Genomic DNA, 24,806 nt, shown 5'->3' with positions numbered 1-24,806 from the left:
CGTGGAAGGTCGCGCCGCGACGGCGGTGGAGGCGGTGTTCCGCGAAGAGCGCGGCCGGCTGCTGGCCGCACTGGTGCGCCGCTTCGGCGACCTCGATCTGGCCGAGGAGGTCACCGCCGAGGCGATCGAGGCCGCGCTGGTGCACTGGCCGGTCGACGGCGTCCCCCCGAAGCCGGGGGCGTGGCTGATGACCACGGCACGGCGCAAGGCCGTCGATCGCCTGCGGCGCGACCAGACCTACGCGGCCCGGCTGGCCATCCTGCAGGTGGAGGCGGAGCGGGCCGCACCCGCTCCGCCGGCGGACTCGCGCTCGGCGGGCGACCTGCCCGACGAACGGCTCCTGCTGTTCTTCACCTGCGGCCACCCCGCCCTGCCCGCCGAGGACCGCATCGCGCTGAGCCTGCGGTGTCTGGCCGGGCTGACCACACCCGAGGTGGCACGGGCCTTTCTCGTCCCGGTCGCCACGATGGCCAAGCGGATCGTACGAGGAAAGAAGAAGATCCGGGAGGCGCGCATTCCGTTCCGCGTGCCCGATGCGGCCGAGTTGCCGGAGCGGCTGGCGGGAGTGCTCCAGGTCATCTACTCGATCTTCACGGAGGGTTACGCCGCCAGTTCCGGACCGGACCTACAGCGTCTCGATCTCGCCGAAGAGGCCATCCGCCTGGCGCGCATCCTGCGCGGGCTGCTGCCGGCCCAGCGAGAGGTCGCCGGGCTGCTCGCGCTGATGCTGCTGATCCACGCCCGCCGCGACGCGCGTACCGGGCCCGACGGCCGGATGGTGCTCCTCGCCGACCAGGACCGGGGCCGCTGGGACCAGGCGATGATCGAGGAGGGCCTCACCCTCGTGCACGAGGCGCTCGCGGGCGGGCCGGCCGGTCCGTACGGCGTGCAGGCCGCGATCGCCGCCCTGCACGACGAGGCCGCCGACCTCGCCACCACCGACTGGCCGCAGATCGTGGCGCTCTACGACGTCCTGCTCACGCTGACGCCGTCGCCGATCGTGGCGCTGAACCGCGCGGCCACGATCGCCATGCGCGACGGTCCGCAGGCCGGGCTGGCGCTCCTCGACGAACTCGCCGACGATCCTCGGCTGCGCGGATATCACCCTCTTCACGCGGCACGCGCGGACCTGCTGGCCGATTTGGGCAGGGCGACCGAGGCGGCCGCCGCCTACCGGCGAGCCCTGGAGCTCGCCGGCACCGAGCCCGAACGCGCCCACCTGCGCCGGCGATTGGCCGTGGTGGAGAGCCGGCCAGAGCTCTGAAGCAGACGATCAGGACGTAAAAATGTGGTCGACCACGCGGGCGGTCGCCTTGCCGTTGTCGTGGGGGGCGTAGGTGCGGACGAAGGAGGCGTAGCGGTCGGCCAGCTTGGCCGTGGCGGTGTCGATGTTGCGCAGCACCTCCACCACCTCGTCCGAGGTCTCCAGACGCGGGCCGGGCCGCTGCGACTCCAGGTCGAGGTAGAGCCCGCGGGTCGACCGATACTTGGCCAGATCGGGGGTGAACAGCACGACCGGCCGCCCGGTGGCCACGAAGTCGAACATGACCGACGAGTAATCGGTGACGAGCACGTCCGCGATCACCAACAGATCCGCGATATCCGGATATGTCGTGACGTCAATGGCGAAGCCGTCATGGCTGTGCACGTGCGGGAACGCCTGCATCATGTGCCCGCGTACGAGCACGACGTGATCGTCCCCGAGGGTCCGCTTCGCGTCGGCCAGATCCAGCTTGACCGCCGCGTTCCTGCGGTCGTGGTCGCGGAACGTCGGCGCGTAGAGGACCACACGCTTGCCCTCCGGCACACCGACCCGCCGCCTGATCTCGGCGGCCATGGCGTCCCGGTCCGCCGAGACCAGCACGTCGTTGCGCGGGTAGCCCGCCTCCAGGATCTCGCCCTCGTAGCCGAAGGCCTTACGCAGCACCGACGAGGCCCACTCGCTCTGTGAGAGCAGCAGGTCCCAGCCGCGTACCTCGATGGCCTGGCGGTGCCACACCGGCGGCCTCGGCTCGCGCTTCATGTGCGCCTGGTCGCGACCGATGTGCTTCAGCGGGGTGCCGTGCCAGGTCTGCACGCACACCTGGTCCTCACGGGTACGGAACCACTGCGGCAGGAAGCCGTTGGACACCACGTAGCGGGCACGGGCCAGCGCCTCGTAGTGCTCGCGGCTGCCCTCACGGACCACCGTGGGCACGATGCCGTCGCCCAGGCCGAGTTCACGCGAGCCGGGCGGGACGAAAGCGCCGTCCCGGACGACCCAGATGTGCTCGCCCCCGTCCCCGCGCCGCACGCGCTCCTCGTAGATGGCACGCGGGTTGTCGGAGTAGGACCGGCCGTCGAAGGAGACGTAGACGGTCGCGTCCCGCAGCGGACGGGCCCGCTCGGCCGGATAGAAGGTGCGGCTGAGCGCCCACACCCCCGCGGCGCTGCGCTCGTCGCCGGGCCGTTCCTCGGCCGCGACCAGCAGGGGCACGTCGTAGCGGGTCGCCACGAACCGGTAGACACGACCCCCGATCGTGCGCGGCTCCTCGTCCAGCGCCGCGAGCCCGGCGTGATCGAAGCGGGCCGGCACCATGGCCTTGCCGTACTGGGCGGGAGGCGCGACGGAGATGCTCCAGTTGCCCTCGGCGAGCGGCACGGTCGTCCCGAAGCGGGGCATGGCCCCGGGTGAGAACTTCACCGAGAACGCGTCGCCCTCGCGCAGCAGCGGCACACGGATCGTCAGCCCGCCGCGATGCCGGAGCACCAGGTCGCGGGGTCCGGGGTCCGGGTCGGGGTAGTGACCGGTGAGGGTGAGCGTCTCCTCGCGCCACTCGGCCGAGGTGATCACTGGGCGGATCTTGTGGCCGGAGATGACGACGCGGTCGCGCCGGTCGCTCTGGACGGTGATCTCCCGGTCTCCGACGAGCAGCCGGGTCTCCTCGGCGCCCTCCAGCATCACGGTGGCCGCCGGGTCGCCCTTGGGCTCGACCCACAGCCGCCGCGCCTCCGCGTTCAGCACGGTCTGTACGGCGAGGGCCAGCGAGAACCGGGTGCCGTCCGCCACGGGGGTGAAGTCCGCGGAAATCCGGTGCCCGCCCACCCTGGCCTTGCCCTTGGCGATGGGACGGCCCGGCAGGAATCCGGTGAGGTGCACCATCTCGCCGCCCAGGCGGACCTCGGTGAGCTCGGCCCGTGTCGGCTGGAGGACCACCTGCAGTGCCTTGTCCGAGGTCCACACCGGGCGGACCCACCAGCGCGGGCGCACCCGCAGCCCGGCCGGACGCTCGGTGCGGCCGATGGCGGGGCCGCGCAGGAGACCGGCCGACCGCGCGGCACGGCTCCAGATCACGATCTCGGCCCGCCAGGTGGTGGTGTCCTGGACCACGTGACGGCGGCGCAGCAGCCGTTTCGTGCCGCGTACCATGGCGCGCAGCCCGGCACGCCAGCGCAGCGAGAACGGGCTCAGCTCGGCGGTGAAGCCGGACCAGTCATAGTTGCAGCCCGGTTCCTTGGCGGCGTAGGTGGCCTCCGGGCGGTGGGTGCGCCGCGTCTTCAGCGTCACGGGCGGCAGCCACCCGGGACCGCGCAGCACCACGGTGGCGCGGTTGAACCGGCGGCTGCGGACCGACAGACCGGCGAGGTAGGCGTAGCCGCTGATCCTCAGCCGGCCGCCCTCCCACCTGATGTCGTCGATCTGGGTGACCGGCACGAGGTCGGCCGCGCGCAGCCGCAGCAGCGACTGCTGATCGACCTCCACCGGGAGGTCCGCGTACCATCGCAGGCCCTTGCGCACCCGCCGGGACGGCTCGGCCGCGGCGGCGGCCAGCTTGGCCAGCGCGTCGCTTTCCGCGAGCTCTCCGGGATCCCGCGTCTCGACGAGGTGACAGGCCACCCGCCGGCCGACCGGGAGATCCCGCTTCACCTTCGGGTCGACCTCGGCGAGGTACGGCCGCAGGGCGTCGATCGCCTGACGGCGCCGCCCGGCGCCACGCTTGGCGGCGGCGTCGAGCCGGAGCCCCAGCGGCCCGGTGATCGCCTCTCGATCGACCTGGGCCCGTTCCGCCCGGGTCAGCCCTTCCTCCCGGACCAGCGCGACCAGGGCCTCGATGGGCTCTCCTCGGTCGTACAGGTCCTGGACAGCCCGCAATCGATCGGCGACCGCGTCGCTCATGCGTGCGGGTGTCATAGGGGGGCACCACCCTTCGGAGACCGGCGTTCTAGAAATGGTAATCCGGTCAGGAGGCCCGTCCGTCCCATCGGGCCGAACGCATGTCCACCCGCGTCCCGCGCGCGGGAGTGCCTTCCTCCCGCCACCTGGCCAGGCACCGGTCCTCCAAACCCTGCGCCGGAGTGCCGTCCGCGTGGACGACCCGCCACCACGGCACCCCGCCGCCCCACTCGGACATCACGCGGCCGACCTGCCTGGGACCACCCTCACCGAGGTACTCGGCGATGTCGCCGTACGACATGACCTTGCCCGGCGGGATCCGCTCGACCACGTCGAGCACCCGCTCGGCGTACGGCGACGGTTCGCCGCGCCCGGTGCTCAAGTGCTCCACTCGGCCGGCCCGGCGGAGATTATCTCCTCAAGTTTACCGAACTCGTATGCGGATGATCCGTTCACCTGCTCGACGATGCCGTCCCTGATGCCGTACGACTCGCCGTCCTCCCCTACCAGCCTCGCGCCGACCAGGTCGGTGAGCCGGGCGAGTTGGGCCACCTGCCAGTCCGATCCGGGCGTGCCGTACAGGCGCCCGGACCATGCCGCGACATGGTGCGCCGAGTCGCCATGAAACGCGACGACCTCGCCGGCCTCCTGCGACCCCCGCAGCTCGAATCCGGCCTCCGCCGAAAGCACGCTCGCGAGTTCGGCGTAGGCAAGCGGTGCTTCACGCTCTACGCGCAGCTCGTAACCCATGAGGCGCGACATTAGCGAAACTTGACCCGGAGCCGTAACACAAAACGCGGACACGCCGATGACCGCATCCGAAACGCGGCCAAATGGCAGCCAACATGTGATCGCTCAGAACGTGTCAACGTCGGGCGAGCGCACTTACCGCGATACCGAAACCGACGGCCCCGAGGGCCGCGGCGATGCCATAGACCCAGAGCCTAACGGGGTCGGGTCCCGGTCGTGCGGGCGCCCCGGAAAGCGGGCCACCGCCGAAATGCGCGCCGTCCTGCACGGGCACCGTACGGGCATAGCCGCTCAGCTCCCCCGCCTTCGCCAGGGCGGCGGCCGCGTCCACGACGCCGAATCCCACTTTGTCGTCGTAACCGGGACTCGGATGGGGACGAGAAGTCGAGGTCAGGGCCCGGGCCACCAGTTCCGGCGCCATATCGGGATATTTGGCTTTTATCAATGCGGCGGCTCCCGCGACGATCGCGCCGGCCACACCGGTCCCCGACGCGGTGCCGTGCCCGCCCCCGGGCACCGCCACCGGGACGTCGGCCCCGGGCGCGGCGACCAGCACCGACAGGTTGTCGCTGCTGTCCGGGGTCTTGCGCCCCTGCCGATCGACGGCGGCCACCCCCACGACCCCCGGATAGCCCGCCGGAAAGCGCCAGTACGACGTGCCGTTCTGCCGGGCGTATTCCGATTGGCCGCCGTCTCCCACGGATGCGACCAGCACGACCCCTCGGGACAGCGCGTAGGAGACGGCTTCGCGTTCGGCCCGCGACACGCCGTAATGCGAGGCCGGGAGGCAGATGACCGAGGCCCCCTGGTTGGCGGCGTACCGGATCCCGCGGGCGAACGGCGTGTCGCCGAGCAGTCCCGGCCCCGGGTCCGGCTCCACGAACGCTCCACCGGACGGCTGCCCGGTCCCCCGTTCGACGACCGGGATGACCAGGACACTCGCCTCCGGAGCGACACCGGAGATCTCGCCGCCGCGTCCGCCGCCGGCGATCAGGGAGGCGATGGCGGTGCCCGCGCGGCCCGTCGGCCCGTCGCCGAACGCCCCGTCCGCCCGGTCGAGGCCCGTCATGTCCGGCCCCTGCGTGACCCTGCCCCGCAGTTCCGGGACGTTCTCATCCGGACGGTCGGCGCCCAGCACCGCCACGGTCACGCCCGAGCCCCTGGTGACCCGCCAGGCGGCGGGGGCGTTGACCGCGTCCACGGCCCAGCGCCGCGCATCGCCGCCCGGGGCCGTACGGAACGGGGTCACGCGGCCGGATTCCACGCGGGCAGAGTCGACGCGAACGGAATCCACACGTACGGAATCCGCATGTACGGAATCGACGCTGACGGAGTCGACGGGTGCCGGGTCGGCGGCGGCGGGTCCGGCGGCGAGCGGTCCTACGGCGGACGCTGAGGCCGCCAGCACCCCCCACACCGCCACCCACCGCGGCACGGCGCCCCTTCTCTGTGCGGCACCCCCGCTCGGCGCCCGGACCGCCCCGCCTCTTTCCCGCCCCGGGGCCCGCCCGGGGAACGGCCCCGTCCCCGACCGCCTCAGCACGCGTCCCCCCGGGTGCAGCGCGGCACGTCGGGAGGCTCGACGAGGGCGCGCGCGATGCGCCCGGCGATCGACTGGGCCATCGGCGGCATCTCACTGTTCAGCGCTTCCTCCGGCGGGACGGATTGCCTGGTCCTGCCATCGGCGTACCCCGCGGTCGAGAAGACGATGTACGGCCCGGCCCCGGTCCAGCCGGTCCACTGCCGCTGGGCCGGGCCGAAGGTGTCGGTGATCGTGCCGGGGAACGCCACCGGCCGCACGCCGACCCGGTCGTCCACCGGGAGTTCGGTGGCCGCCCGCCTCCCGGCCTCCTCGTCGCGTAGTACGGCGACGCCCACGGTCACGGCGAAGGCGGCCGTCTGGTCGATGTAGGTGGCGCGCAGCACGGTGCGGCAGCCGTACCGCCCGAGGACCGACGAGACCTGCGGGTCGAGCGCCGCGGTGCAGGCCGCCTCGGGCGCCACGCCCACCCGGTGGGCGTACTGCCGCGCCCGGCCGAGCGCCGTGTACTGCAGTTCCTCGGGGAAGACCATTCCGACCGGCCAGGCATGCCAGCGGCGCGCCACGTCCTGGGCGACGTACCTCGCCCGTTCCGCCTCGGTGAGCGGGCGCGAGCGCCTCTCGTTGATCACTCCGATCGAGCCGAGCAGCACGTTCAGCGCGGCGACGGCCAGGACGACCCCCATGATCGCGAGGTAGACCGAACGGAACCGGACACCCTGTGCCAGCCTCGCCCGTTCCCTGGCCTCCCGCTCCGCCGCGGCCCGCCGCCTGGTCCCCGGCCATGGGCGCGCACGCGCCCGACCGGCGGATGGTCTGGGCGCTCGCCGACCACCGGGCCGCGCGCGCCGGTCGTGCTCAGGCGGCATACTCCGATGCTACGTCGGCCGGCCCGGGAGCCAAGGAGGTGACGTCGCCGATCTCGCCGTTTCCGGTGGCTCACCCGGTGGGATCGGCCGATCTCGCCGGCCGAACAGGTCCGTCGTTTCCCTCGGATCCGCCGATTCCGGCGGGTCTTCTCCGTACGGCACGGCGGCGTACCGCGGGTCGCGGCCCGCCCTGCCGGCTCGCCGTACGAGCACGATGATCGCGGCCAGGCCCACGCCCACACCACCGAGGCCCGCCAGGGCGATGCCGCTGTAGAGCATGATGGCGTCCCGGTCACGTCGCACGACGACGATGGGGTCGGCCCGCCCGGTGGCGGTGCTGACCGGGCGGTTCGGATCCCGCACCCCGCGTCCCGCGGCGGTGACCCGGTGCCGGGAGAGGGTCTCGGCGAAGTTCAGCGCGCGGTGGGCGTTGACGACGCCGAAGCCGGTGCCGGTGTTGTAGGCGCCCTTCCTGGCCGGGGACGAGGTCAGCGCCTGGGCGACCAGCGCGGGCGCCATCCGGGGGTGGCGCGCCTTGATGAGCGCCGCGACGCCGGACACGAGGGCGGTGGCCTGGGAGGTGCCGCGCCCCACCCAGTATTCGTCTCCCGGACCGGCGCCGAGGATGTCCACCCCGGGCGCGGCCACCATGACCGAGGAGTTCCGGTTGGAGAACGACGCGCGGTGCAGCGCCGGGGTGACGGCGGCCACCGAGATCACCCCGGGGATCGACGCCGGATAGGAGTACGGCGCGGTGCGTTTGCCCGCGCCGTCGTTGCCCGCGGCGGCCACGAGGACCACGCCCTTGGAGATGGCGTAGCGGATGGCCGCGCGTTCCGCCCGGGTGGGCAGATCCTTGGAGAGCGACAGGTTGATGACGTCGGCGCCGTGGTCGACGGCGTACCTGATGCCCTTGGCCACCACGCCCTCGAAGCGGGGGTCGGAGTTGAACTTGCGGAATCCGGGCTCCTCGTCCTCCAGGATCACCCGGACCGACAGCACCTTCGCCTCCGGCGCCACACCGATGATGCCGTCGCCGCCGCCGGGCCCATGTCCGTGGCCCGCGATCAGCGACGCCATGTAGGTGCCGTGCAGGCGCAGCGGCGCGACGCCGCGGGGGTTCGCGCCCACGGTGAAGTCCCTGCCGGTGACCACCGAGCCGGCGAGGTCCCGGTGGCTGGGGTCGACGCCGGAGTCGAGCACGGCCACGATCACGCCCCGGCCCCTCGTGAGCGTCCAGGCGCCGGCCACGTCCAGCGTCCGCAGCACGTCGCGCTGGCTCAGCCGTACGTCGTCGGCGCGGGCGGGGATGGTGCCCGGCGCCAGCAGGGCCGGTGCGAGTACGGCCGTCGCGACGGCCAGGAGCGTGGCGACCACGCGTGCGATCCCGGCGGCCTGCCCTTTCAGCATCTCAGCACCGCCACTCCTCGGCGGCGCAGTCGGGGGCGACCGGTGCGGTGAGCGCCGACGCGATCTGGCCGGCCAGATCGTCGGTGAAGGAGAACACGCCCGGCCGCTGCCTGCCCACCGCTCGCGCCGGACGCCCGTCCACCTGACCTGCCGTGGTCATCATGAGGTACGGCCCGGCCTGCCGTACCGTGGCCGCCTGCCGGCCCGCCTGGCTGAACCGGTCGCTCACGGTCCCGGGGAAGGCGAGGGCACGCAGTCCGGGGACGGGACCGCCGCTGCGGGGAAAGGCGTGCTCGGCGGCCGCCGCCGACCGAGCGTCGGGAAACGCGGCGACGCCCACGGTGACCACGACGCCCTGCAGGGCGTCCAGATAGGTGGCGCGCAGGACCGCCCGGCAGCCGGCGGCGCGCAGGGCCTTGTGCAGCCGCGCGTCGGTCGCCGTCCGGCAGTCGTACCGGGAGGAGACGCCGACCCGCCGCGCCCGCTCCACGCCGCCCTGCTCGCTGTTGTACGTCAGGGTCGCCGGGAAGATCCGGCCCACCGGCCAGCGCTCCCAGCGCCGCGCGACCTCGGCCGCCGTCGCCTGCCGTACCTCTTCTGGGCTGGGGCCGCGGGTGAGCTCGGCCAGGGCGGCGTTCGCCGCGACGGCCGCGACGATCGCGCAGATGAGCGTCAGCGCGGAGGCGATGGTCAGGGCAGGCCAGGTCCGCCGTTCGCCCACCACGCCTCCGTTCGCCCGCCCGGCACGATTCCCCCGACAGTGACCTTAACCTCCCCAAGGTTCTGGATCCCCGCAAACCATCACGGAAAGTACTTGACGCTGTGGAAAATAGAAAGTACTTTCCATGATGGAAAGCGATAGGGAGAGGGGCTCGGCGTGAACCTGGAAGAGGCGGCACGGAACCTCGCGACGATCCGCGAGACCCAGGCGAAGGCGATGCGCTTCCAGCCGTGGTTACCCGTGTGGTTCATGGCGGGGATCGGGCTGTTCGTCACCGGAGTCCAGTTCATTACAGAGCCGGGCATCCCGAAACCGGTCGCCGTCGGCCTCGGCATAGTGCTCGCCGCGGGAATGGGCGCACTGGTCGCCGTGTTCGCCAAGACCCGGCGGATGACGCTCAGCGGCCGCATGGCGACGTCCGCCATGCTTCCCGTCTATCTCCCCTGGCTCTTCGTGGGCATCGGCCTCAACCTGGGGGTGGTCTTCCTCCTCGGCGGCATGGATGTGCCGTTCGGCCGCACCTACGCAGGCCTCTCGCTCACCGCCTACTTCGCTCTGGGCAGTCCGCTGATCTCCCGGTGGATAGCCCGACGGATGGCCCGGAAGCTCGAAGCGAGTCTTTGATGGATCTCGATCCGGTGATTCACGCGCCGGTCCGGCTGCGGATCGTCTCGCTGCTGGCCGCCGCGGAGGAGGCCGAGTTCGGTTTCGTACGGGACGCGCTCGGCGTCAGCGACTCGGTGCTGTCCAAGCACGGCAGCGCACTCGAGGCCGCCGGATATGTGCGTGTGCGCAAGGGCCACGTCGGCAAGCGGCCGAGAACCTGGTATCGCCTCACGGACGCGGGCCGGTCGGCGTTCAGGACTTACGTGAGCGACCTTCAGAAGATCGTCTCCCCCGCCGGCCTGACGGTCCTCCCGCCCGCCGGCACGCCGGGCACCCCGTGATCACACGAAAAGGTACGGCCTTCGCCGCGGTGAAGGCCGTACCCATCGGTCGGACGGTGTGCGGGTCAGTAGGTGGGGAGGCTGGGGTCGACGGTCTTGATCCAGCTCAGCACGCCGCCGCCGACGTGGACGGCGTCGGAGAAGCCGGCGTTCTTGAGCACCGCGAGGACCTCGGCCGAGCGGGCGCCCGACTTGCAGTGCAGGACGATCTTCTTGTTCTGGGGCAGGCCTTCCAGCGCGGAGCCGTTCAGGAACTCGCCCTTGGGGATCAGCACGGCGCCCGGGATGTTGACGATCTCGTACTCGTTCGGCTCGCGAACGTCGATCAGGTGGATGTCGTCGCCCCGATCGAGCATCGCCTTGAGCTCGGCCGCCGTGATCGTCGACTCGGCGGCGGCCTGCTGCGCCTCCTCCGAGAGCGTGCCGCAGAACGCCTCGTAGTCGATGAGCTCCGTGATGGAGGGGTTCTTGCCGCACAGCGGGCACTCGGGGTCCTTGCGGACCTTGACGTCCCGGTACTTCATCTCCAGCGCGTCGTAGATCAGGAGACGGCCGACCAGCGGGTCGCCGACGCCGGTGATGACCTTGATGGCCTCGTTGACCTGGACGGATCCGATGGAGGCGCACAGCACACCGAGCACGCCGCCCTCGGCGCAGCTCGGCACCATGCCGGGCGGCGGCGGCTCGGGGTAGAGGCACCGGTAGCAGGGGCCGTGCTCGGCCCAGAACACGCTGGCCTGACCGTCGAAGCGGTAGATCGACCCCCAGACGTACGGCTTGCCCAGCAGCACCGCCGCGTCGTTGACCATGTAACGGGTGGCGAAGTTGTCGGTCCCGTCCAGGATCAGGTCGTAGCCGGAGAAGATGTCCATCACGTTGTCGGTCGTGAGCGCCACGTTGTGGATCACGACGTTGACCAGTGGGTTGATCTCGCGGATGGTGGCGGCGGCCGACTCGGCCTTGAGCCGGCCGATGTCCGACTGACCGTGGATGACCTGCCGCTGCAGGTTGGACTCGTCCACGACGTCGAAGTCGACGACGCCGAGGGTCCCGACCCCGGCCGCCGCGAGGTACAGCAGCGCGGGAGAGCCGAGGCCACCCGCGCCCACGCACAGCACCTTGGCGTTCTTGAGCCGCTTCTGTCCTGCCATGCCCACATCAGGGATGATCAGGTGGCGCGAGTAGCGGCGCACCTCGTCGACGGTCAGCTCGGCTGCCGGCTCTACCAGCGGTGGCAACGACACAGTTCCACTCCCGTTTTCGTGCCGAGGGTCGCGCTCGGATCCATTTGGCCCTCACAAGCTCTTCTCACAACTTAACCGGGGCACCCCCGCATTCCCCAATCACGCTGTTCGGCGGATGGAGCCACGGGTCTGGTCCAGAAGACGGCGCGCCTCCCTCGCCACGACCCCGGGGAACTCCATCTGCGCCACGTGACCGGCACGCGGCAGCAGGACGAGCCTGGCGTCGGGGAAGGTCCTGGCCGCCCGGTGCGCCATGCGGGCGTGCACGAGCCGGTCACGCAGGCCGTAGACGAGCAGGGTGGGCGTGGCGATCCGGGCGGCCTGCGTCCACAGGTTGTCCGGCCCGAAGCGGAAGTACTCCCTGACGATCGCCCGGGCGCATCCGACGACCGCCGCACCCGAATAGGGCAGGCCGTCGCGCCGTCGCAGTTCCTCCACCGCCTCGCGGAACCGCTCCGGGTGCACCATCGACAGATCGGCGTAGCACATGCCCAGCGAGGCCAGGACGCGCCGCTCGGGCGGGAGCGCGCCGAGCCAGCGCACCGCCAGTTCCCCGATCCTGGGCGCGGCCGACATCGCGATGCGGGCCGGGCCGTACCGCGGCAGCAGATCGGGCAGCGCCGGCGAGATCAGCGTCAGAGAGCCGACCAGGTCCGGCCGGGTCGCGGCGACGCGTACGGAGACCGCTCCGCCCATCGAGTTGCCGAACAGGTGGACCGGACCGCCGAGATGCTCCACGAGCCGTACGATCGCGCGGGCGTGGCCGTCGACCGAGTAGTCGCCGTCGGGCGGCGCGGGCGAGTAGCCGGCCCCCGGCAGGTCGACCGCCACCCCTCTGACCTCGCCGGACAGTTCCCCCATGAGGTCGGTCCAGTTGGTGGCCGAACCGGCCAGGCCGTGCACGAAGACCGCCGTCTCCGGTGGCCCCTCCGGCGTCACCCTCACGTTGATCCGCAGATCACCGGTGTCGATCAGCTCGCCGGGCCAGTGCGGAATCGGCTCGACGCCCACGCATCCTCCTTCGGTCCGCTGTTCGACTCCGACCCTATGGGGTGCCCGGCGGGACGCCGGAGCCACCGTCCCCTCGGCCCGGCAGAAGAGTTATAACGCCCATATTGGGACATTTCAAATCCGACATAAATGACATTTGCGAGCGAAATGAGCGGTAGCGGCCCAACGTCGTCAATAAAGCGATAAGCGGAAGGCAAAAGCGGCCGATCGCCGTTTGTCCCTTGCGCGGCGCGGAAATCAAGACAATGCAGGGATGATCCACAAGGATCGTCAGAAGGAGCATTTTCCAGTCCATCTGGGAAATGCCAGAGTGTCGGGGCAATAATCCTTCAAGGGGGAAATGAAATGCCCAAGCTGAGCAACCTCGTCGGGATCCTCGCGATCAGCGCCGCGCTGACCAGCGGTGCCGTCGCCCTGGGTGCCGCCGTGACCACCGCGTCCGCTGACGCGGCCACCGTTATGGGCGGCTGGGTCGGCGGTCCCGGCCCGGCCCCGTACGGCAACTGGAACAACAACTGGAACCGCAACCGCAACAAGCAGGGACAGCGCGCCAAGGCGAAGAACAACAACAAGAACAAGAGCAAGAACAAGAACAAGACGAAGCAGTGGCAGCACGAGCGCCAGATGCAGAACCAGCACCAGTTCCTGCTGCGTGACTTCACTCTCGTCCTGACGCCGTTCCAGAAGACCGAGAGCGACTCGCGTGCTCTGCCGTACAACTGGCAGTACGGCCAGTCGCAGGCACTGCCGTGGAACCACCAGCTGGGCACCACCAACCAGCAGAACTTCCCACGCGACAGGCAGACCTCCGCGGTTCTCCCGTCGCAGCGGCAGAACTCCGACGTGGCGCCGCTCCAGGGCCAGCGGACCGAGGCCGACCCGCGCGTGCGGACGGACAACGTGGCTCCCCAGCGCTTGAGGCAGCGGGTGGCCGGCGACGTGGATGGGCCGAACAACGACGTGGCCGCGGCTCCGGTCGCCGCCGGCTGACATAGCGCCCTGACGGCCGCGCCGATCTCGGTCTCCGGCCGGTGCTGACCGGCCGAGCGCCCGTGCTCACCGGAAGCGGTGTCCTTCCGGGCAACGTGCTCACGAGGTGAGGACGGGCGCTCTCCGAGGCCATCCGGCCAATGCCGACCGAGGCTCGGCGGGCAGGCCGCCCAGCTGCTCGGCGACGAGCAACGAACTCAGCCATTTCCCGTCGTGGCAGCACACGGCGCGGGATTCCCGGCGGTTCCGGCCGCTCTCCGATCCGAGCGGGTCGGAAAGGGCCGGCCGCCGGGCCAGACATTTTTTTCAGGAGGAAGAAACCCATGTCCACGATCAGGAGCGTCGGTGGCGTTCTCGCCCTCAGCACCGCGCTGACAGGTGCGGTCGTCGCGCTCAGCGCGGCGACGAGCACGGCGGCGAACGCCTCGGCGACCGTCGCGACCAACGCAGGCGTCGTCATGGGGGGTTACATTCCCCCCAAGCCGCGGGCGCGCTACTACCCGGTGAACGTGAACCGGAACTTCAACGCGAACCGCAACAAGCAGGGCCAGGCCCAGAAGGGCAAGAGCAAGAACAAGAACAAGAGCAACAACAAGAACAAGAACAAGCAGTGGCAGCACACTCGCCAGCTCGAGACGCAGGACCAGTTCCTGATGCGTGACTTCACGCTCGTTCTCACGCCGTTCCAGAAGTCGGCGAACCACTCCGGGGCCATGCCGTGGAACACGCAGTGGTCCAACTCTTACGCGCTGCCGTTCAACAACCAGTACGAGCAGATGCAGTCCTGGAACAACCCGAACCGCAACCAGGGCACGGCCGTGCTGCCGGCGCAGCGGCAGCGCTCGGATGTCGAGCCGCTGCAGGGCCAGCGGACCGAGGCCGACCCGTCCGTGCGGAACACCAACCTCCAAAACCGCCGCCCGCAGATTCAGCGGGTGGACGGGGACGCAGGGGCGCCTCTCGTCGACTGACGTGGCGCGCTGGTCCGGTCTACCGGGACGCGCGACCGTGAAACGTCCGCCGTCCTGTTAGCCGAACGAGATGCCGAACGTGCCCGTGTCCGCCGGATCCGTGGTCGTCAGGCGTGACACGGGCACTCTCGATGAATCCCGGTCCGGTGGGAATCGGCACGCGGGGGCCTGCTCGCCCCCGTGTGCCGGTCTCCCATCGCCGAATATGCCGGTACGGGAAGGCCCGGCGTAGGAAGGCACAGCACAGGATGGCCCGGTACGGGAAGGCCCGGCGCAGGACCGCACCCAGGCCGGCGCCGCCGTGCCGAGCCTCACCGCCGCGGCCGGGAACCCGCATTCCATACGCTTCGCCGCGATGACGGCGAGCTTCGCCCAAATAGATTACGTACGCCACGCGTGTTCGTCCCGGGGACGGACACGCGTGGCGTCGGCGTTTTCGCCGCCTTCATGTCCCCCATTCCCCCGGCCGGTCGCCCCGCGTTTCCCCCACCCTCCGTGGTCCCGCTGCCCTCCGCGTTTTCTCCGTCTCCGCGCGTCCTCGTGTTCTCCACGCCCCCGCACGCTCTCCGCTTCACCGCCCGGCCTGGCCCGCCCCACCGCGTTGCCCGCTGCCCGGGGACGGCCCTGAGGAAGATCTGAGCGCCTCGGGGAGGCATGGCGTCGTCCCCCCGCCCCCGAATCTCCGGCGGCCGGTCCCAGGACGGCACAGTGGCCACCGGGGGGCCACCGGAGGGCCACCGGGGGCCGCCCACGGATGGCAGAGGGACCCGCTGTCATCCCGTCCGCCGGAACCGCCGTCAGAATCGCCCACGGCCCTCCGCCGACTCCATTCGGTGCCCGCATGACGCCGGTACAGCTTACGGACCACCCACCCTTTGAATCGGACATTTCGCCACATATGTGGCATTAACGGTCGAAGACAGTTCATAAACTGATAACAGCAGACCAAAAGCATCAGATCCCCGTTTGTGTCGCGACTGGCCAGGAAATCAACAAAGCGCAGGAAGATGGTCCGATCGGGGGCCATGGAGACATTTCTCCGCAATAACGAGAAATGTCATGCAGATTATGGGGCAATCGAATCCTGTCAAGGAGGACACGCAATGCCCGTTCTCAAGAAGATCCTCGCTGGGCTGGCCATGAGCACCGCGATCACGGGCGGCGCCCTCGCCCTGGGTGCCGCCGCCGCCAGCGCTACCACGATTCCGGCGGGCGGCGGCCTCGGCGGCCTGGGCGGCGGCCTCGGCGGCGGCCTCGGTGTGGGTGGTACCGCGATCCTCACGCCGTTGAACAACAACAACGTCAACAACAACAACACTCCGTTCTGGAACAACAACCAGAACAACTTCTGGAACAACAACAACTGGTGGAACAACCAGAACATGTGGAACCAGAACATGTGGAACGACCGATTCAACGACAACTCCGCCTTCGGCATCGCGGCCAAGGGCGTCGCCATCGGCTTCCAGGACCGGACGAACCGGAACAACAACTGGAACAACAACATGTGGTGGAACAACAACAACATGCTCCACAACAACAACTGGTGGAACAACAACAACAACTTCCACCGGTTCCCCGGTTTCAACGGCTGATAGGGCCACCCGATCCGAAGCCGACGGCCGTCGCCGGAATCGACCTCGGGCCTGCGGCCCCGGAAAGATGAGCGTACGACCGTCTGCGATTCGGAACGAGGCTCCGGCCGACTGGATCGCGCCGGCGAGAGCGCAAGAAAATCCCGAAAATCGGCGCATGGTGTCCTGTTAGACGCCTTCGATATCGACGCGGTCGTTCGTTTGCCGCACCGCGTAGCGCAAAGGGCTCCAGCGGATCACTCCGCTGGAGCCCTCGCTCATGGGTCCACAAATACGACCGCCGTTCTCAGGGTTCAGCACCCGCCGACTCCCGCCACGCCCGATCGGCCACCCCGAGACCATGAGAACAAAAGGGACACTACAGACATTCCGCGCAATTATCCTCCAAGTTATCTAAAGTGGAGCAATAACTTGCTAAACACCTTAGACGCCTGTTTATTACCCGCAACGGAAGGCAATCACGATAGTGCAGAAAACAGCCCGTTCAGGGCTACTGAAACATTTCTCCTCTTCACAAGGTGGAGAAATGACGTGCGAATCAAGGGCAATCGAATCCTGTCAAGGAGGACACGCAATGCCCGAACTCAAGAAGATCCTCGCTGGGCTGGCGATGAGCACGGCGATCACGGGTAGCGCCCTCGCCCTGGGCGCCACCGCGGCCAGCGCGGGCGTGATCCCGGCCCAGGGCGGCGGCTTCGGCAACTTCGGCGGCTGCGGCGGCGGCGTCATGACGGGCGGCTTCGGCGGCAGTATGGGCGGCACCGGCGGTGGCGGAGGCGGCACCGGCGGTGGCGGCGGTTTCGGCGGCCCGGGCATGGGCGGCGGCACTTTCATCATGCCGACGACGTGCTGGGGCGGCAACAACTTCGGCGGCGGCTTCGGCGGCGGCAACGGTGGCTTCGGCGGCGGCGGCAACAACAACTGCGCATTCGGCGCCGGCTTCACCACCAACTGCAACAACAACATGTTCGCCAACAACAACAACTGGTGGAACAACCAGAACTTCTGGAACCAGAACATGTGGAACGACCGATACGACGACAACTCCGCCTTCGGCATCGCGGCCAAGGGCGTCGCCATCGGCTTCCAGGACCGGACGAACCGGAACAACAACTGGTGGAACAACAACTGGTGGAACAACAACAACATGATGAACAACAACAACTGGTGGAACAACAATAACAACAACTTCTTCAACAACCGCGGCTTCTGAGATCAACCAACCGATGTCTTGTGGGCTTCCGGGCTCGACCGCGGATGGACCCGCGCGAAAGGCTGCGGAAGGCATGGTCAGCGCGAGGCGCCGGCAGGATTCACTACGCCGGCGAAAGTGCAGGAGAATCCCGATCAGCGGCGTACGGTGAAGTGACAGACGCCTCCGGTACAGGCTCGGCTTCCGGTACCGCGCCGCAAAAGGGCTCCGGCGGGATCATCCGCCGGAGCCCTTTGCCTTTGTCCGAATCGGCCTGCCGGGCCTCCTCCCGCCCCAGTCCGGAATGGCAGGGGGCCTCATGGCCAAGATGACGATTCGGACAATACGGTCATTCTGGGCGTACATCCTCTAAATTATACATACCGGAGCAATAAGTCATCAAACGGCTTAGATGCCCGTTTATGCCCTCACAAGACAGGCAATCAATATGTCGCACGATAAGGCACCCAAAAGACCAGCGTTCACATTTCCAAAGTTAGCGGAAATATCGAACGCTGGGCAATCAATCCTTCAAGGAGGGAACGCCATGCCCACATTCCGTGACGTCATCACAGGTCTGACAATCGGCACCACGCTCGCCGGCGGGATCGTCGCCCTGGGCGCCATCGCAAGCACCACCGCGGCCAACGCCACCGTCGTCCAGGGGCAGTTCGACGACGGCGACGGGCTCCTCGGCTTCGCCAGGCGGGACGGCAACCGCCGCGACCTCCGCACCATCGAGGACCTCATCCTCTTGCGGAACCTCAACGTGAACACGGCGGCCGGCCTGACACCCGTAAGGCGCGTCGACGAGAACGCCGTCAACATCATCAACAGCTTCAATCGGCAGTTCGTCCCGCAGCGTCTGAGGGAGCGGAACCAGGAGGACTGAGCTCCTCCGATGGGAGCCACGCGTCCGGGCGACCCTGCCGGCAGCGGAAACGGCGCCGCGAATTCTCCACTTTCTCGGATAAAGCGGACATTCGACGCAAATATCCTCTAAACGATCTATAGTGGAGCAATAAGTCGCCAAATGGCTCGGATGCTCGTTTATCGCTCGGCGAGTCAGGAAATCAAAATAATGCAGGAGATGACCGCACATCTGGTCATCACTTCACATTTCCTAATGTTCTAGGAAATGTCAACGATTCGGGGCAATTGATCCTTCAAGGAGGAAACACGATGCCCACATACCGTGACATCATCGCTGGTCTGACGATCGGGGCAGCGCTCGCCGGCGGAGCTGTCGGCCTGGGCGTCGTCACGAGCGCCACGGCCGCCAACGCCGCCGTCGTCCAAGGCAGTTTCGGCGGTGACGGTTTCATCGACGGCGCGTTCGTCGACGGTGTCGACGGGGGGTTTGTCGATGGCCGCTTCGCCAGGGACAGGCTGCGCAGGGAGTTCGTGAGGGCGCTGTTCGCGGACGGCGGCAACCGCAACAACGACAACAGCATCAACGTCTTCGACAGCTTCAACCGCCAGACCGCCCTGCAGCGTCTCAGGCAGCGGAACAACGAGCGGCGCGGCCCGCTCATCTGACCGGTAGAGGCGGTCACCGGCAAAAGGTGCGACTAGGTTGCCACCCGCTATCTAGGCCTCTCTGAGGCTTCGTCCGCATCGTGGGCATGAGCCCGCGTCAGATAGGAGACCAGGGCTCCGGCGAACATGTTTCGCCGGAGCCCTGCCGACTTTCATGGCAGTCCGGTTTCATGGCAGTCCGGCTGATCACCCCACGAACCGTGCCAGTCCGCCCGGATCTCGGTCTGACCTCCGCCACTCCTCTTCCGCACCACCCGGCCCCCACGCTCGTCCTCGAACTCCAGTGAGCGCGCTCCCCTCCCTTTCACCTCCCGGGACCACTCCCCCGCCTCCTCTCCATCATGCGTCCCACGACGCGGCCAGGACCGGCGGGCGACGTACGGACACGAACGGACACACCGGCGACGCCCACCTGTTCCACGGCGACACCGGAAATCACCGTGGCGGGCGGGGCTTCATTTCCGTGTGGATCCCGGCGGTACGGCGATATCTTCCGGTTCATTCGCAGACGTCGGAAGTATGATAAATGCCACCCTGGACCTATTTATCTAGCCGGGTGAGGCACGACCCCGCATATACCACCTGATAGATCGAGGTTTCGCGATATAGCCAACGAACGTGCCACTCAAAAATCAAGGCATCCCTCAGGAGCGGCCAAGTCGGCGAGTTGACCCGCAGCGTCCTTCCGTACAGGACATAGAACTGGGCCAGCAATTCCGACAGGAGGTCTCAATGCTGCTCACGCGTTGGCTCAGAAACACGGTGCGAACCAGCCGCACCGAAACCCCGGGCCAGGCCCGCGGTCGGGCATGGCGATCCCGCTTCCGCGTGTCCCTGACCGCGGCGGCCGTAGCCATCGGACTCGCACCGCTGGCGGCCCTGCCGTCGGCGTCGGCCGCCGGTACCGCACAACAGGCACGGCAGGGGATTCGCCAGGTCACCTACGTGGCCAACCAAGGCTTGAACAACGTCTCGGTGATCAACACCGCCACCAACACCGTCATCACCACCATCCCCGTCGGGACCAGCCCAACCGGTGTGGCGGCCAGCCCGGGCGGCACCCGCGTCTACGTCACCAACGCGAACGCGAACACGGTGTCGGTGATCAACACCACGACCAACGCCGTCGTCGCGACCATCCCCGTCGGGAACACTCCCACTGACGCTGTGGTCAGCCCGGGCGGCACCCGCCTCTACGTCACCAACCTGGTCTCGAACAACGTGTCGGTGATCAACACCGCCACCAACGCCGTCATCACCACCATCCCCGTCGGGAGCAGTCCCAGGGGAGTGGCCTTCACTCCTGGCGGCACCCGTGCCTACGTGGCCAACCAGGGCTCGAACACGGTGTCGGTGATCAACACCGCCACCAACGCCGTCATCACCACCATCCCCGTCGGGAACAACCCGACCGATGTGGCGGTCACCCCGGGCGGCACTCGCGTCTACGTCACCAACCAGACATCTGACAACGTGTCGGTGATCAACACCGCGACCAACACCGTCGTCGCCACGGTCCCCGTCGGGGACGGTCCCTTCGGGGTGGCGGTCACGCCCGGTGGCACCCGCGTCTACGTGGCCAATCGCAACTCCAACAACGTGTCGGTGATCAACACGGCCACCAACGCCGTCATCGCCACCATCCCCGTCGGGAACGGCCCGATCGGGGTCGCGATCACCTTGGGCGGCACCCGCGCCTACGTCACCAACCAGGTGTCGAACACGGTGTCGGTGATCAACACCGCCACCAACACCGTCGTCACGACCGTTCCCGTCGGTGTTGCTCCCACCGGCGTGGCCGTCGCCGGCATCCGCACCGCGGCGGCCGCCCAGGCGGTACGGCGTACACGCGCCGCGATCGGCCAGGCTGAGGTCTGATCGTTCACTCGTTCACCACGTTCTCGAGTCCAGCACCACCTGGAAAGGAAGCCGGCCGCAGCGTCTCCAGGTCCGCCTTGTCAGCGCGATGAGCCCCATCGGCTGACAGGTGGGCCGGGAGGATTCGACCGGCATGAACAAGCCGCATGACCAGGGCTCCCGGCGATTTCCGCCGGGAGCCCTTTTCCGGTCGCCGGACCGGGGACACCGAAGCGGCCGCGCGTCCACTCGAACAAGATCCAGGAGAGATCGAGCGCTACTCCCCGAATGGACAAGTCCCCGCGAGCGCATATCCCCGGGCTTTTCCGTTGTCGAGGCGTCTTCCACTTGTCGCTTTGTCGATAATGCATGCCGAATTCGGCCACACTGATCGCGGCCGACTTCATCTCGAGTGGCGACGCGGACCCGTGTCGTGAATATCACTCTTCATCCTCATCATCGTCCTGCCTCGATTCGCCGTCCAACCGATCCCGTCGCCTCACCGGTCGAGCGACGGCGGGACGGAGACACCGCCTCGCCGTACCGCTCGGCCCGTCGGCGCCGGCCTCGCGTGGCGCTCCGACCAGGGCACGCCAGGAGGGATCCGGCCGCTCAGAGGGACAGACACGAGGGTCCTGCGGCCCGGCCGCGACGTGACGGCGGCCCGGGACACCCGCAAGGGTGATTCGAAACGTACGGCCGGCCAAGGAAAACGTATCGACAGGCCGGCGGTGATACCCGTGGTCGTCGCCATGGAATCGACCTGCGGATAATAAGCGGGCAATGGCTTATATATGCGCTGCCCCAAAGCGGCAACTACCCATCAAAGATGGCACGCCCGGGTTTGCACCTCGGACGCTTCGGCAATCAAGACATCGCGGGACGATAGGGACAAAAAGCCCATCGTCATACATTTCCCCTAAACGGTGGAAGTGCCGCTAACAGGGCGATCCATCCTTGCAAGGAGGAACGCAATGCCCAAATTCCGAAACGTCATCACCGGCCTGGCGATCAGTACGGCACTGGCCGGAGGGTCCCTCGCCCTCGCCGCCACCACCGCGACCACCGCCGCCGCGGCCACGACCACCGTCGTTAGCGCGACCAACGGCTGTGGATGGGGCTGGGGCCACGGTTGCCGCGGCCGTAACTGCAACCGCAACAAGCTCCGCAACCACAACGCCAACCTCAACTACTGGCGGCCCACTCACGTGGACAAGCGCCGCATCCACAAGAGCAACCGGGCCGCCACCATCTTCGCCGGTCCGGACGCGGTCGTGGACATCGACAGCGACGATGACTTCGACTGATCCTCGGCTCTGAGGAATGGCATCCGAAGCCCGGGCCGAGGTAGCGGCTGCCGCCCTCGGCCCGGGGTCGGCAGGCGGATCCGTCCAACCGGAAATCCGCTGGAACGTCATCGTCACGACCGAAATCGCCACAACCACTGAGAACCGTGCTCCGGCGAGCCATCGGCCGCCGGAGCCGCCCCATGCGCGGCGCCGCCAACTGCGAGATCGGCTAACGCATCCGCGCACGTCGGGCGGCATTCCTGCAAGAAACTGCAAGATCACTAGATTGACTCATGCAGGTCAGGGGGCATCCCTGCGAGAAACTGCAAGATCACGGGGAGGGGGCGCGTGTGGGTCAGGCCGTGCGGCGGGTCCTCCCCTTCGCCGGGGTCTTCTTCTCCTCGCCCGCAGCCTTCTCCGCAGCCTTCTCCGTCACCTTCTCCGCGGCCTTCTCCGAGGTCTTCCCGCGGGTCTTCCCGGCCGACGCCTTGCGCTTTCCGGCCGCCGCCGTACCCTCACGCTCCTTCTTGGCGGCCTCGACGCTCGCCCGCAGCGCGGCCATGAGGTCCACGGCCGGGCGTCCCTCGGCCGGCGCCTCCGGAGCGACGATCTCCTTGCCCGCCACCTTCGCCTCGATGACCTCCTGCAGCGCCTCGCGGTAGGCGTCCCGATGCTCTGCGGGGTCGAAGTCGGCCACCATCGTCTCGATCAGGGACTCGGCCATCTTCAGCTCCTGGGGGCGGACCTCCACGTCCTCCTCGAGAAACGCGAATTCCGCCACGCGCACCTCGTCCGGCCAGAGCATGGTCTCCAGCACGAAGACACCGTCGCGCACGCGCAGGGTCGCCAGCGACTCGCGCTGCCGCAGCGTGACCTTCACCACCGCGACCTGCCCCGAGCGTTCCAGCGCGTCCCGCAGCAGGACGTACGGCTTGGTCCCCTGGGCCTCGGGCTCCAGGTAGTACGACTTGGCGAAGTAGATCGGGTCGATCTGCTCGGCGGGGGTGAACTGCAGCACGTCGATCCGGCGGGACGTGGTCAGCGGCAGCTCGGCGAAGTCGTCCTCGGTCAGCACGACGATCTCACCCGTGGCGAGCTCGTATCCCTTGGCTATCTCCGAGTACGGAACCTCTTCACCGTCGAGGGAGCAGACCCGCTTGTACTTGATCCGCCCACCGTCCGCCTGGTGCACCTGGTGGAACGTGACGTCCTTCTGCTCGGTCGCCGAATACAGCTTCACGGGGATGGTGACCAACCCGAACGAGATGGCGCCCTTCCAGATGCTGCGCATAGCCACATTCTCGTCTCTGAGTTCGAATATCGCCAGACGTGATTGAACAGACTCACCTCATGGGCAGGTACCCACAATGGGGGGAGCCGTACCCGGGGCGGGACCACGCACATGGCCTACGCCACCGGGGCGGGAGACCGGCGGAGGTGCTGTGCGGGCATGACGCGGAAGGTGCTGGTGCGGGTCGAGGACCGGGAGTTGGTGCTGACCAATCTGGACAAGGTCCTCTATCCCGACGCCGGCTTCACCAAGGCCGAGGTCATCGACTACTACACCAAGATCGCCGACGTCATGCTCCCGCACATCGGAAACCGTCCGTTGACGGTCAAGCGCTTCCCCGACGGCGTCGACGGCCAGTTCTTCTTCGAGAAGAACGCGCCCGCGCACACGCCGGACTGGGTCCGTACCGTGACCCTGCCCGTGCCGGGCAGCACCAAGAACCGGGAGAAGATCGAGTTCGCCGTCATCTGCGATCTGCCGACGCTGGTCTATTACGCCAACCTGGCCGCGCTGGAAGTGCACGTCCCGATGTGGCGGGTCTCGCCGGACGGCGGCCCGCTGCCGCCCGACACGCTCGTCTTCGACCTCGACCCCGGCGCGCCGGCCACCATAGTGGAGTGCTGCCGGGTCGCCATGCTGCTCAGGGAGGCGTTGGCGGGCGACGGCCTGGACGGCTTCCCCAAAACCAGCGGGAAGAAGGGCATGCAGCTCTATGTGCCGTGGGACCGGGGTTTCGGCACCTCCGACTACGCGAAGGCGCTGGCCCGGAAGTTGGAGTCCCACGATCCTGGGATCACCAGCGTGATGGCCAGGAAGGCCAGACCGGGCAAGGTCTTCATCGACTGGAGCCAGAACAACCCGGCGAAGACCACCGTCGCGCCCTACTCCCTGCGCGCCGACCGCCTCCCCACCGTCTCCACTCCGCTGACGTGGGAGGAGGTCGAGGAATGCGAGGGCCCGGAGGACCTCGTGTTCACCGCCTCCGACGTACTCGGCCGGGTGGCGGAACACGGCGACCTGTTCGTGGACGCGCACGCTTAGGACACGCCTTCGTGGGCAACCGGGCCATAGTGTGGACCTGACATGGCGAGACCGTTTCAGAGCAGCCCCTTTCACAGCAGGCCGTTTCACAGCGGATCTTTCAGAACGGGAGGATGGCCAGATGTCCGAAGTAGACCCCGATGAGGTGATTGGGGAGATCTCGATCGAGGCACCGGAGGCGGACGCGGTCGAGCAGCACCGGCTCGTGAAGGTGCCGGAGGACACCGGCTGGCCCAAGCGGGTCCCGCTCGAAGCCGACCCTGCCGATGTGGCAGAGCAGGAGCGTACGGTTGACCTCGGCGAGGACGAGGATTATCGCTGAGCCGTTTTACTGGCGCGTAGGATGTGGCCCCGGGGCGGCGAGCCCCCGATGCTCATCCTCACTAGGAGACTGCC

General features: G+C 68.4%; 23 protein-coding genes. 13 read left to right on the top strand and 10 right to left on the bottom strand.

The features are described 5' to 3' along the window. The first annotated feature begins 1 nt into the window (after position 1). Positions 2-1,264, top strand: coding sequence for an RNA polymerase sigma factor (locus AP234_RS17515; RefSeq protein WP_055480714.1), 1,263 nt, complete (start codon positions 2-4; stop codon positions 1,262-1,264). A 9-nt stretch (positions 1,265-1,273) separates the two neighbouring features. On the opposite strand, the gene AP234_RS17510 is transcribed toward AP234_RS17515, so the two are convergent. The 7 genes from AP234_RS17510 to AP234_RS17480 all read right to left on the bottom strand — a co-directional run bounded on the left by AP234_RS17510 (position 1,274) and on the right by AP234_RS17480 (position 9,443). Then, positions 1,274-4,156, bottom strand: a complete 2,883-nt coding sequence (locus AP234_RS17510; RefSeq protein ID WP_200926562.1) for a CDP-glycerol glycerophosphotransferase family protein — start codon at positions 4,154-4,156, stop codon at positions 1,274-1,276. A 64-nt stretch (positions 4,157-4,220) separates the two neighbouring features. After that, positions 4,221-4,544 carry an MGMT family protein gene (locus tag AP234_RS17505; protein ID WP_235558210.1) on the bottom strand — a complete coding sequence of 108 codons (324 nt, stop codon included), beginning with the start codon at positions 4,542-4,544 and terminating at the stop codon, positions 4,221-4,223. Then, a complete protein-coding gene (locus AP234_RS17500; protein ID WP_055480789.1) occupies positions 4,532-4,903 on the bottom strand; it encodes a hypothetical protein in 372 nt (123 codons plus the stop codon). The genes AP234_RS17505 and AP234_RS17500 overlap by 13 nt, the downstream gene beginning before the upstream one ends. A gap of 115 nt (positions 4,904-5,018) precedes the next feature. Next, positions 5,019-6,167, bottom strand: coding sequence for a S8 family serine peptidase (locus AP234_RS17495; protein WP_152990463.1), 1,149 nt, complete (start codon positions 6,165-6,167; stop codon positions 5,019-5,021). A gap of 272 nt (positions 6,168-6,439) precedes the next feature. Further along, positions 6,440-7,312, bottom strand: a complete 873-nt coding sequence (locus AP234_RS17490) for a hypothetical protein (protein ID WP_055480711.1) — start codon at positions 7,310-7,312, stop codon at positions 6,440-6,442. 9 nt (positions 7,313-7,321) lie between these two features. Further along, positions 7,322-8,722 carry a S8 family serine peptidase gene (locus AP234_RS17485; protein WP_083502189.1) on the bottom strand — a complete coding sequence of 467 codons (1,401 nt, stop codon included), beginning with the start codon at positions 8,720-8,722 and terminating at the stop codon, positions 7,322-7,324. Position 8,723: 1 nt separating this feature from the next. Then, entirely contained in the window at positions 8,724-9,443 is a 720-nt protein-coding gene (locus AP234_RS17480) for a hypothetical protein (RefSeq protein ID WP_055480710.1), read from the bottom strand. 156 nt (positions 9,444-9,599) lie between these two features. Here AP234_RS17480 and AP234_RS17475 point away from each other — a divergent pair, with 156 nt between their 5' ends. Together AP234_RS17475 and AP234_RS17470 are read left to right on the top strand one after the other, a co-directional pair. Continuing rightward, positions 9,600-10,067, top strand: a complete 468-nt coding sequence (locus AP234_RS17475) for a hypothetical protein (RefSeq protein ID WP_055480709.1) — start codon at positions 9,600-9,602, stop codon at positions 10,065-10,067. Further along, positions 10,067-10,390, top strand: coding sequence for a winged helix-turn-helix domain-containing protein (locus AP234_RS17470; RefSeq protein ID WP_055480708.1), 324 nt, complete (start codon positions 10,067-10,069; stop codon positions 10,388-10,390). Before AP234_RS17475 ends, AP234_RS17470 begins: the two co-directional genes overlap by 1 nt. A gap of 65 nt (positions 10,391-10,455) precedes the next feature. Here the strand turns inward: AP234_RS17470 and moeZ are convergent, their stop codons facing one another. Next, positions 10,456-11,634 (bottom strand): adenylyltransferase/sulfurtransferase MoeZ, encoded by a 1,179-nt coding sequence (gene moeZ, locus AP234_RS17465; protein WP_055480707.1) that lies wholly within the window; start codon positions 11,632-11,634, stop codon positions 10,456-10,458. 99 nt (positions 11,635-11,733) lie between these two features. Then, positions 11,734-12,645: an alpha/beta fold hydrolase gene (locus AP234_RS17460; RefSeq protein WP_055480706.1), complete on the bottom strand. Its 912-nt coding sequence runs from the start codon at positions 12,643-12,645 to the stop codon at positions 11,734-11,736. Positions 12,646-12,990: 345 nt separating this feature from the next. Between AP234_RS17460 and AP234_RS17455 the strand changes: the two genes are divergently transcribed. The 8 genes from AP234_RS17455 to AP234_RS17420 all read left to right on the top strand — a co-directional run bounded on the left by AP234_RS17455 (position 12,991) and on the right by AP234_RS17420 (position 22,096). Beyond that, the gene (locus AP234_RS17455; protein ID WP_055480705.1) at positions 12,991-13,635 is read left to right on the top strand and encodes a hypothetical protein; all 645 of its coding nucleotides are present in this window, start codon (positions 12,991-12,993) and stop codon (positions 13,633-13,635) included. Positions 13,636-13,958: 323 nt separating this feature from the next. Beyond that, the gene (locus AP234_RS38040) at positions 13,959-14,606 is read left to right on the top strand and encodes a hypothetical protein (RefSeq protein ID WP_055480704.1); all 648 of its coding nucleotides are present in this window, start codon (positions 13,959-13,961) and stop codon (positions 14,604-14,606) included. Positions 14,607-15,709: 1,103 nt separating this feature from the next. Then, positions 15,710-16,201 carry a hypothetical protein gene (locus tag AP234_RS17445; protein ID WP_055480703.1) on the top strand — a complete coding sequence of 164 codons (492 nt, stop codon included), beginning with the start codon at positions 15,710-15,712 and terminating at the stop codon, positions 16,199-16,201. A 574-nt stretch (positions 16,202-16,775) separates the two neighbouring features. After that, positions 16,776-17,414, top strand: a complete 639-nt coding sequence (locus tag AP234_RS37285) for a hypothetical protein (protein ID WP_055480702.1) — start codon at positions 16,776-16,778, stop codon at positions 17,412-17,414. Between the two features lie 526 nt (positions 17,415-17,940). Next, positions 17,941-18,285, top strand: a complete 345-nt coding sequence (locus AP234_RS17435) for a hypothetical protein (protein ID WP_055480701.1) — start codon at positions 17,941-17,943, stop codon at positions 18,283-18,285. 290 nt (positions 18,286-18,575) lie between these two features. Continuing rightward, positions 18,576-18,932, top strand: coding sequence for a hypothetical protein (locus tag AP234_RS17430; RefSeq protein ID WP_055480700.1), 357 nt, complete (start codon positions 18,576-18,578; stop codon positions 18,930-18,932). A 732-nt stretch (positions 18,933-19,664) separates the two neighbouring features. After that, positions 19,665-20,810: a beta-propeller fold lactonase family protein gene (locus tag AP234_RS17425; RefSeq protein ID WP_055480699.1), complete on the top strand. Its 1,146-nt coding sequence runs from the start codon at positions 19,665-19,667 to the stop codon at positions 20,808-20,810. 953 nt (positions 20,811-21,763) lie between these two features. After that, positions 21,764-22,096, top strand: coding sequence for a hypothetical protein (locus AP234_RS17420; RefSeq protein ID WP_055480698.1), 333 nt, complete (start codon positions 21,764-21,766; stop codon positions 22,094-22,096). Between the two features lie 337 nt (positions 22,097-22,433). On the opposite strand, the gene AP234_RS17415 is transcribed toward AP234_RS17420, so the two are convergent. After that, positions 22,434-23,369 carry a Ku protein gene (locus tag AP234_RS17415; RefSeq protein ID WP_055480697.1) on the bottom strand — a complete coding sequence of 312 codons (936 nt, stop codon included), beginning with the start codon at positions 23,367-23,369 and terminating at the stop codon, positions 22,434-22,436. A gap of 159 nt (positions 23,370-23,528) precedes the next feature. On the opposite strand from AP234_RS17415, the gene ligD reads away from it, so the two are divergent. Further along, positions 23,529-24,410, top strand: coding sequence for a non-homologous end-joining DNA ligase (gene ligD, locus AP234_RS17410; protein WP_055480696.1), 882 nt, complete (start codon positions 23,529-23,531; stop codon positions 24,408-24,410). 121 nt (positions 24,411-24,531) lie between these two features. After that, positions 24,532-24,732 carry a hypothetical protein gene (locus AP234_RS17405; protein WP_055480695.1) on the top strand — a complete coding sequence of 67 codons (201 nt, stop codon included), beginning with the start codon at positions 24,532-24,534 and terminating at the stop codon, positions 24,730-24,732. The last annotated feature ends 74 nt before the right edge of the window (positions 24,733-24,806 follow it).

Source organism: Sphaerimonospora mesophila (genome assembly GCF_001417795.1).
GTDB classification, from domain to species: domain Bacteria; phylum Actinomycetota; class Actinomycetes; order Streptosporangiales; family Streptosporangiaceae; genus Sphaerimonospora; species Sphaerimonospora mesophila.
This window is presented reverse-complemented; position numbering and strand designations above follow the sequence as displayed.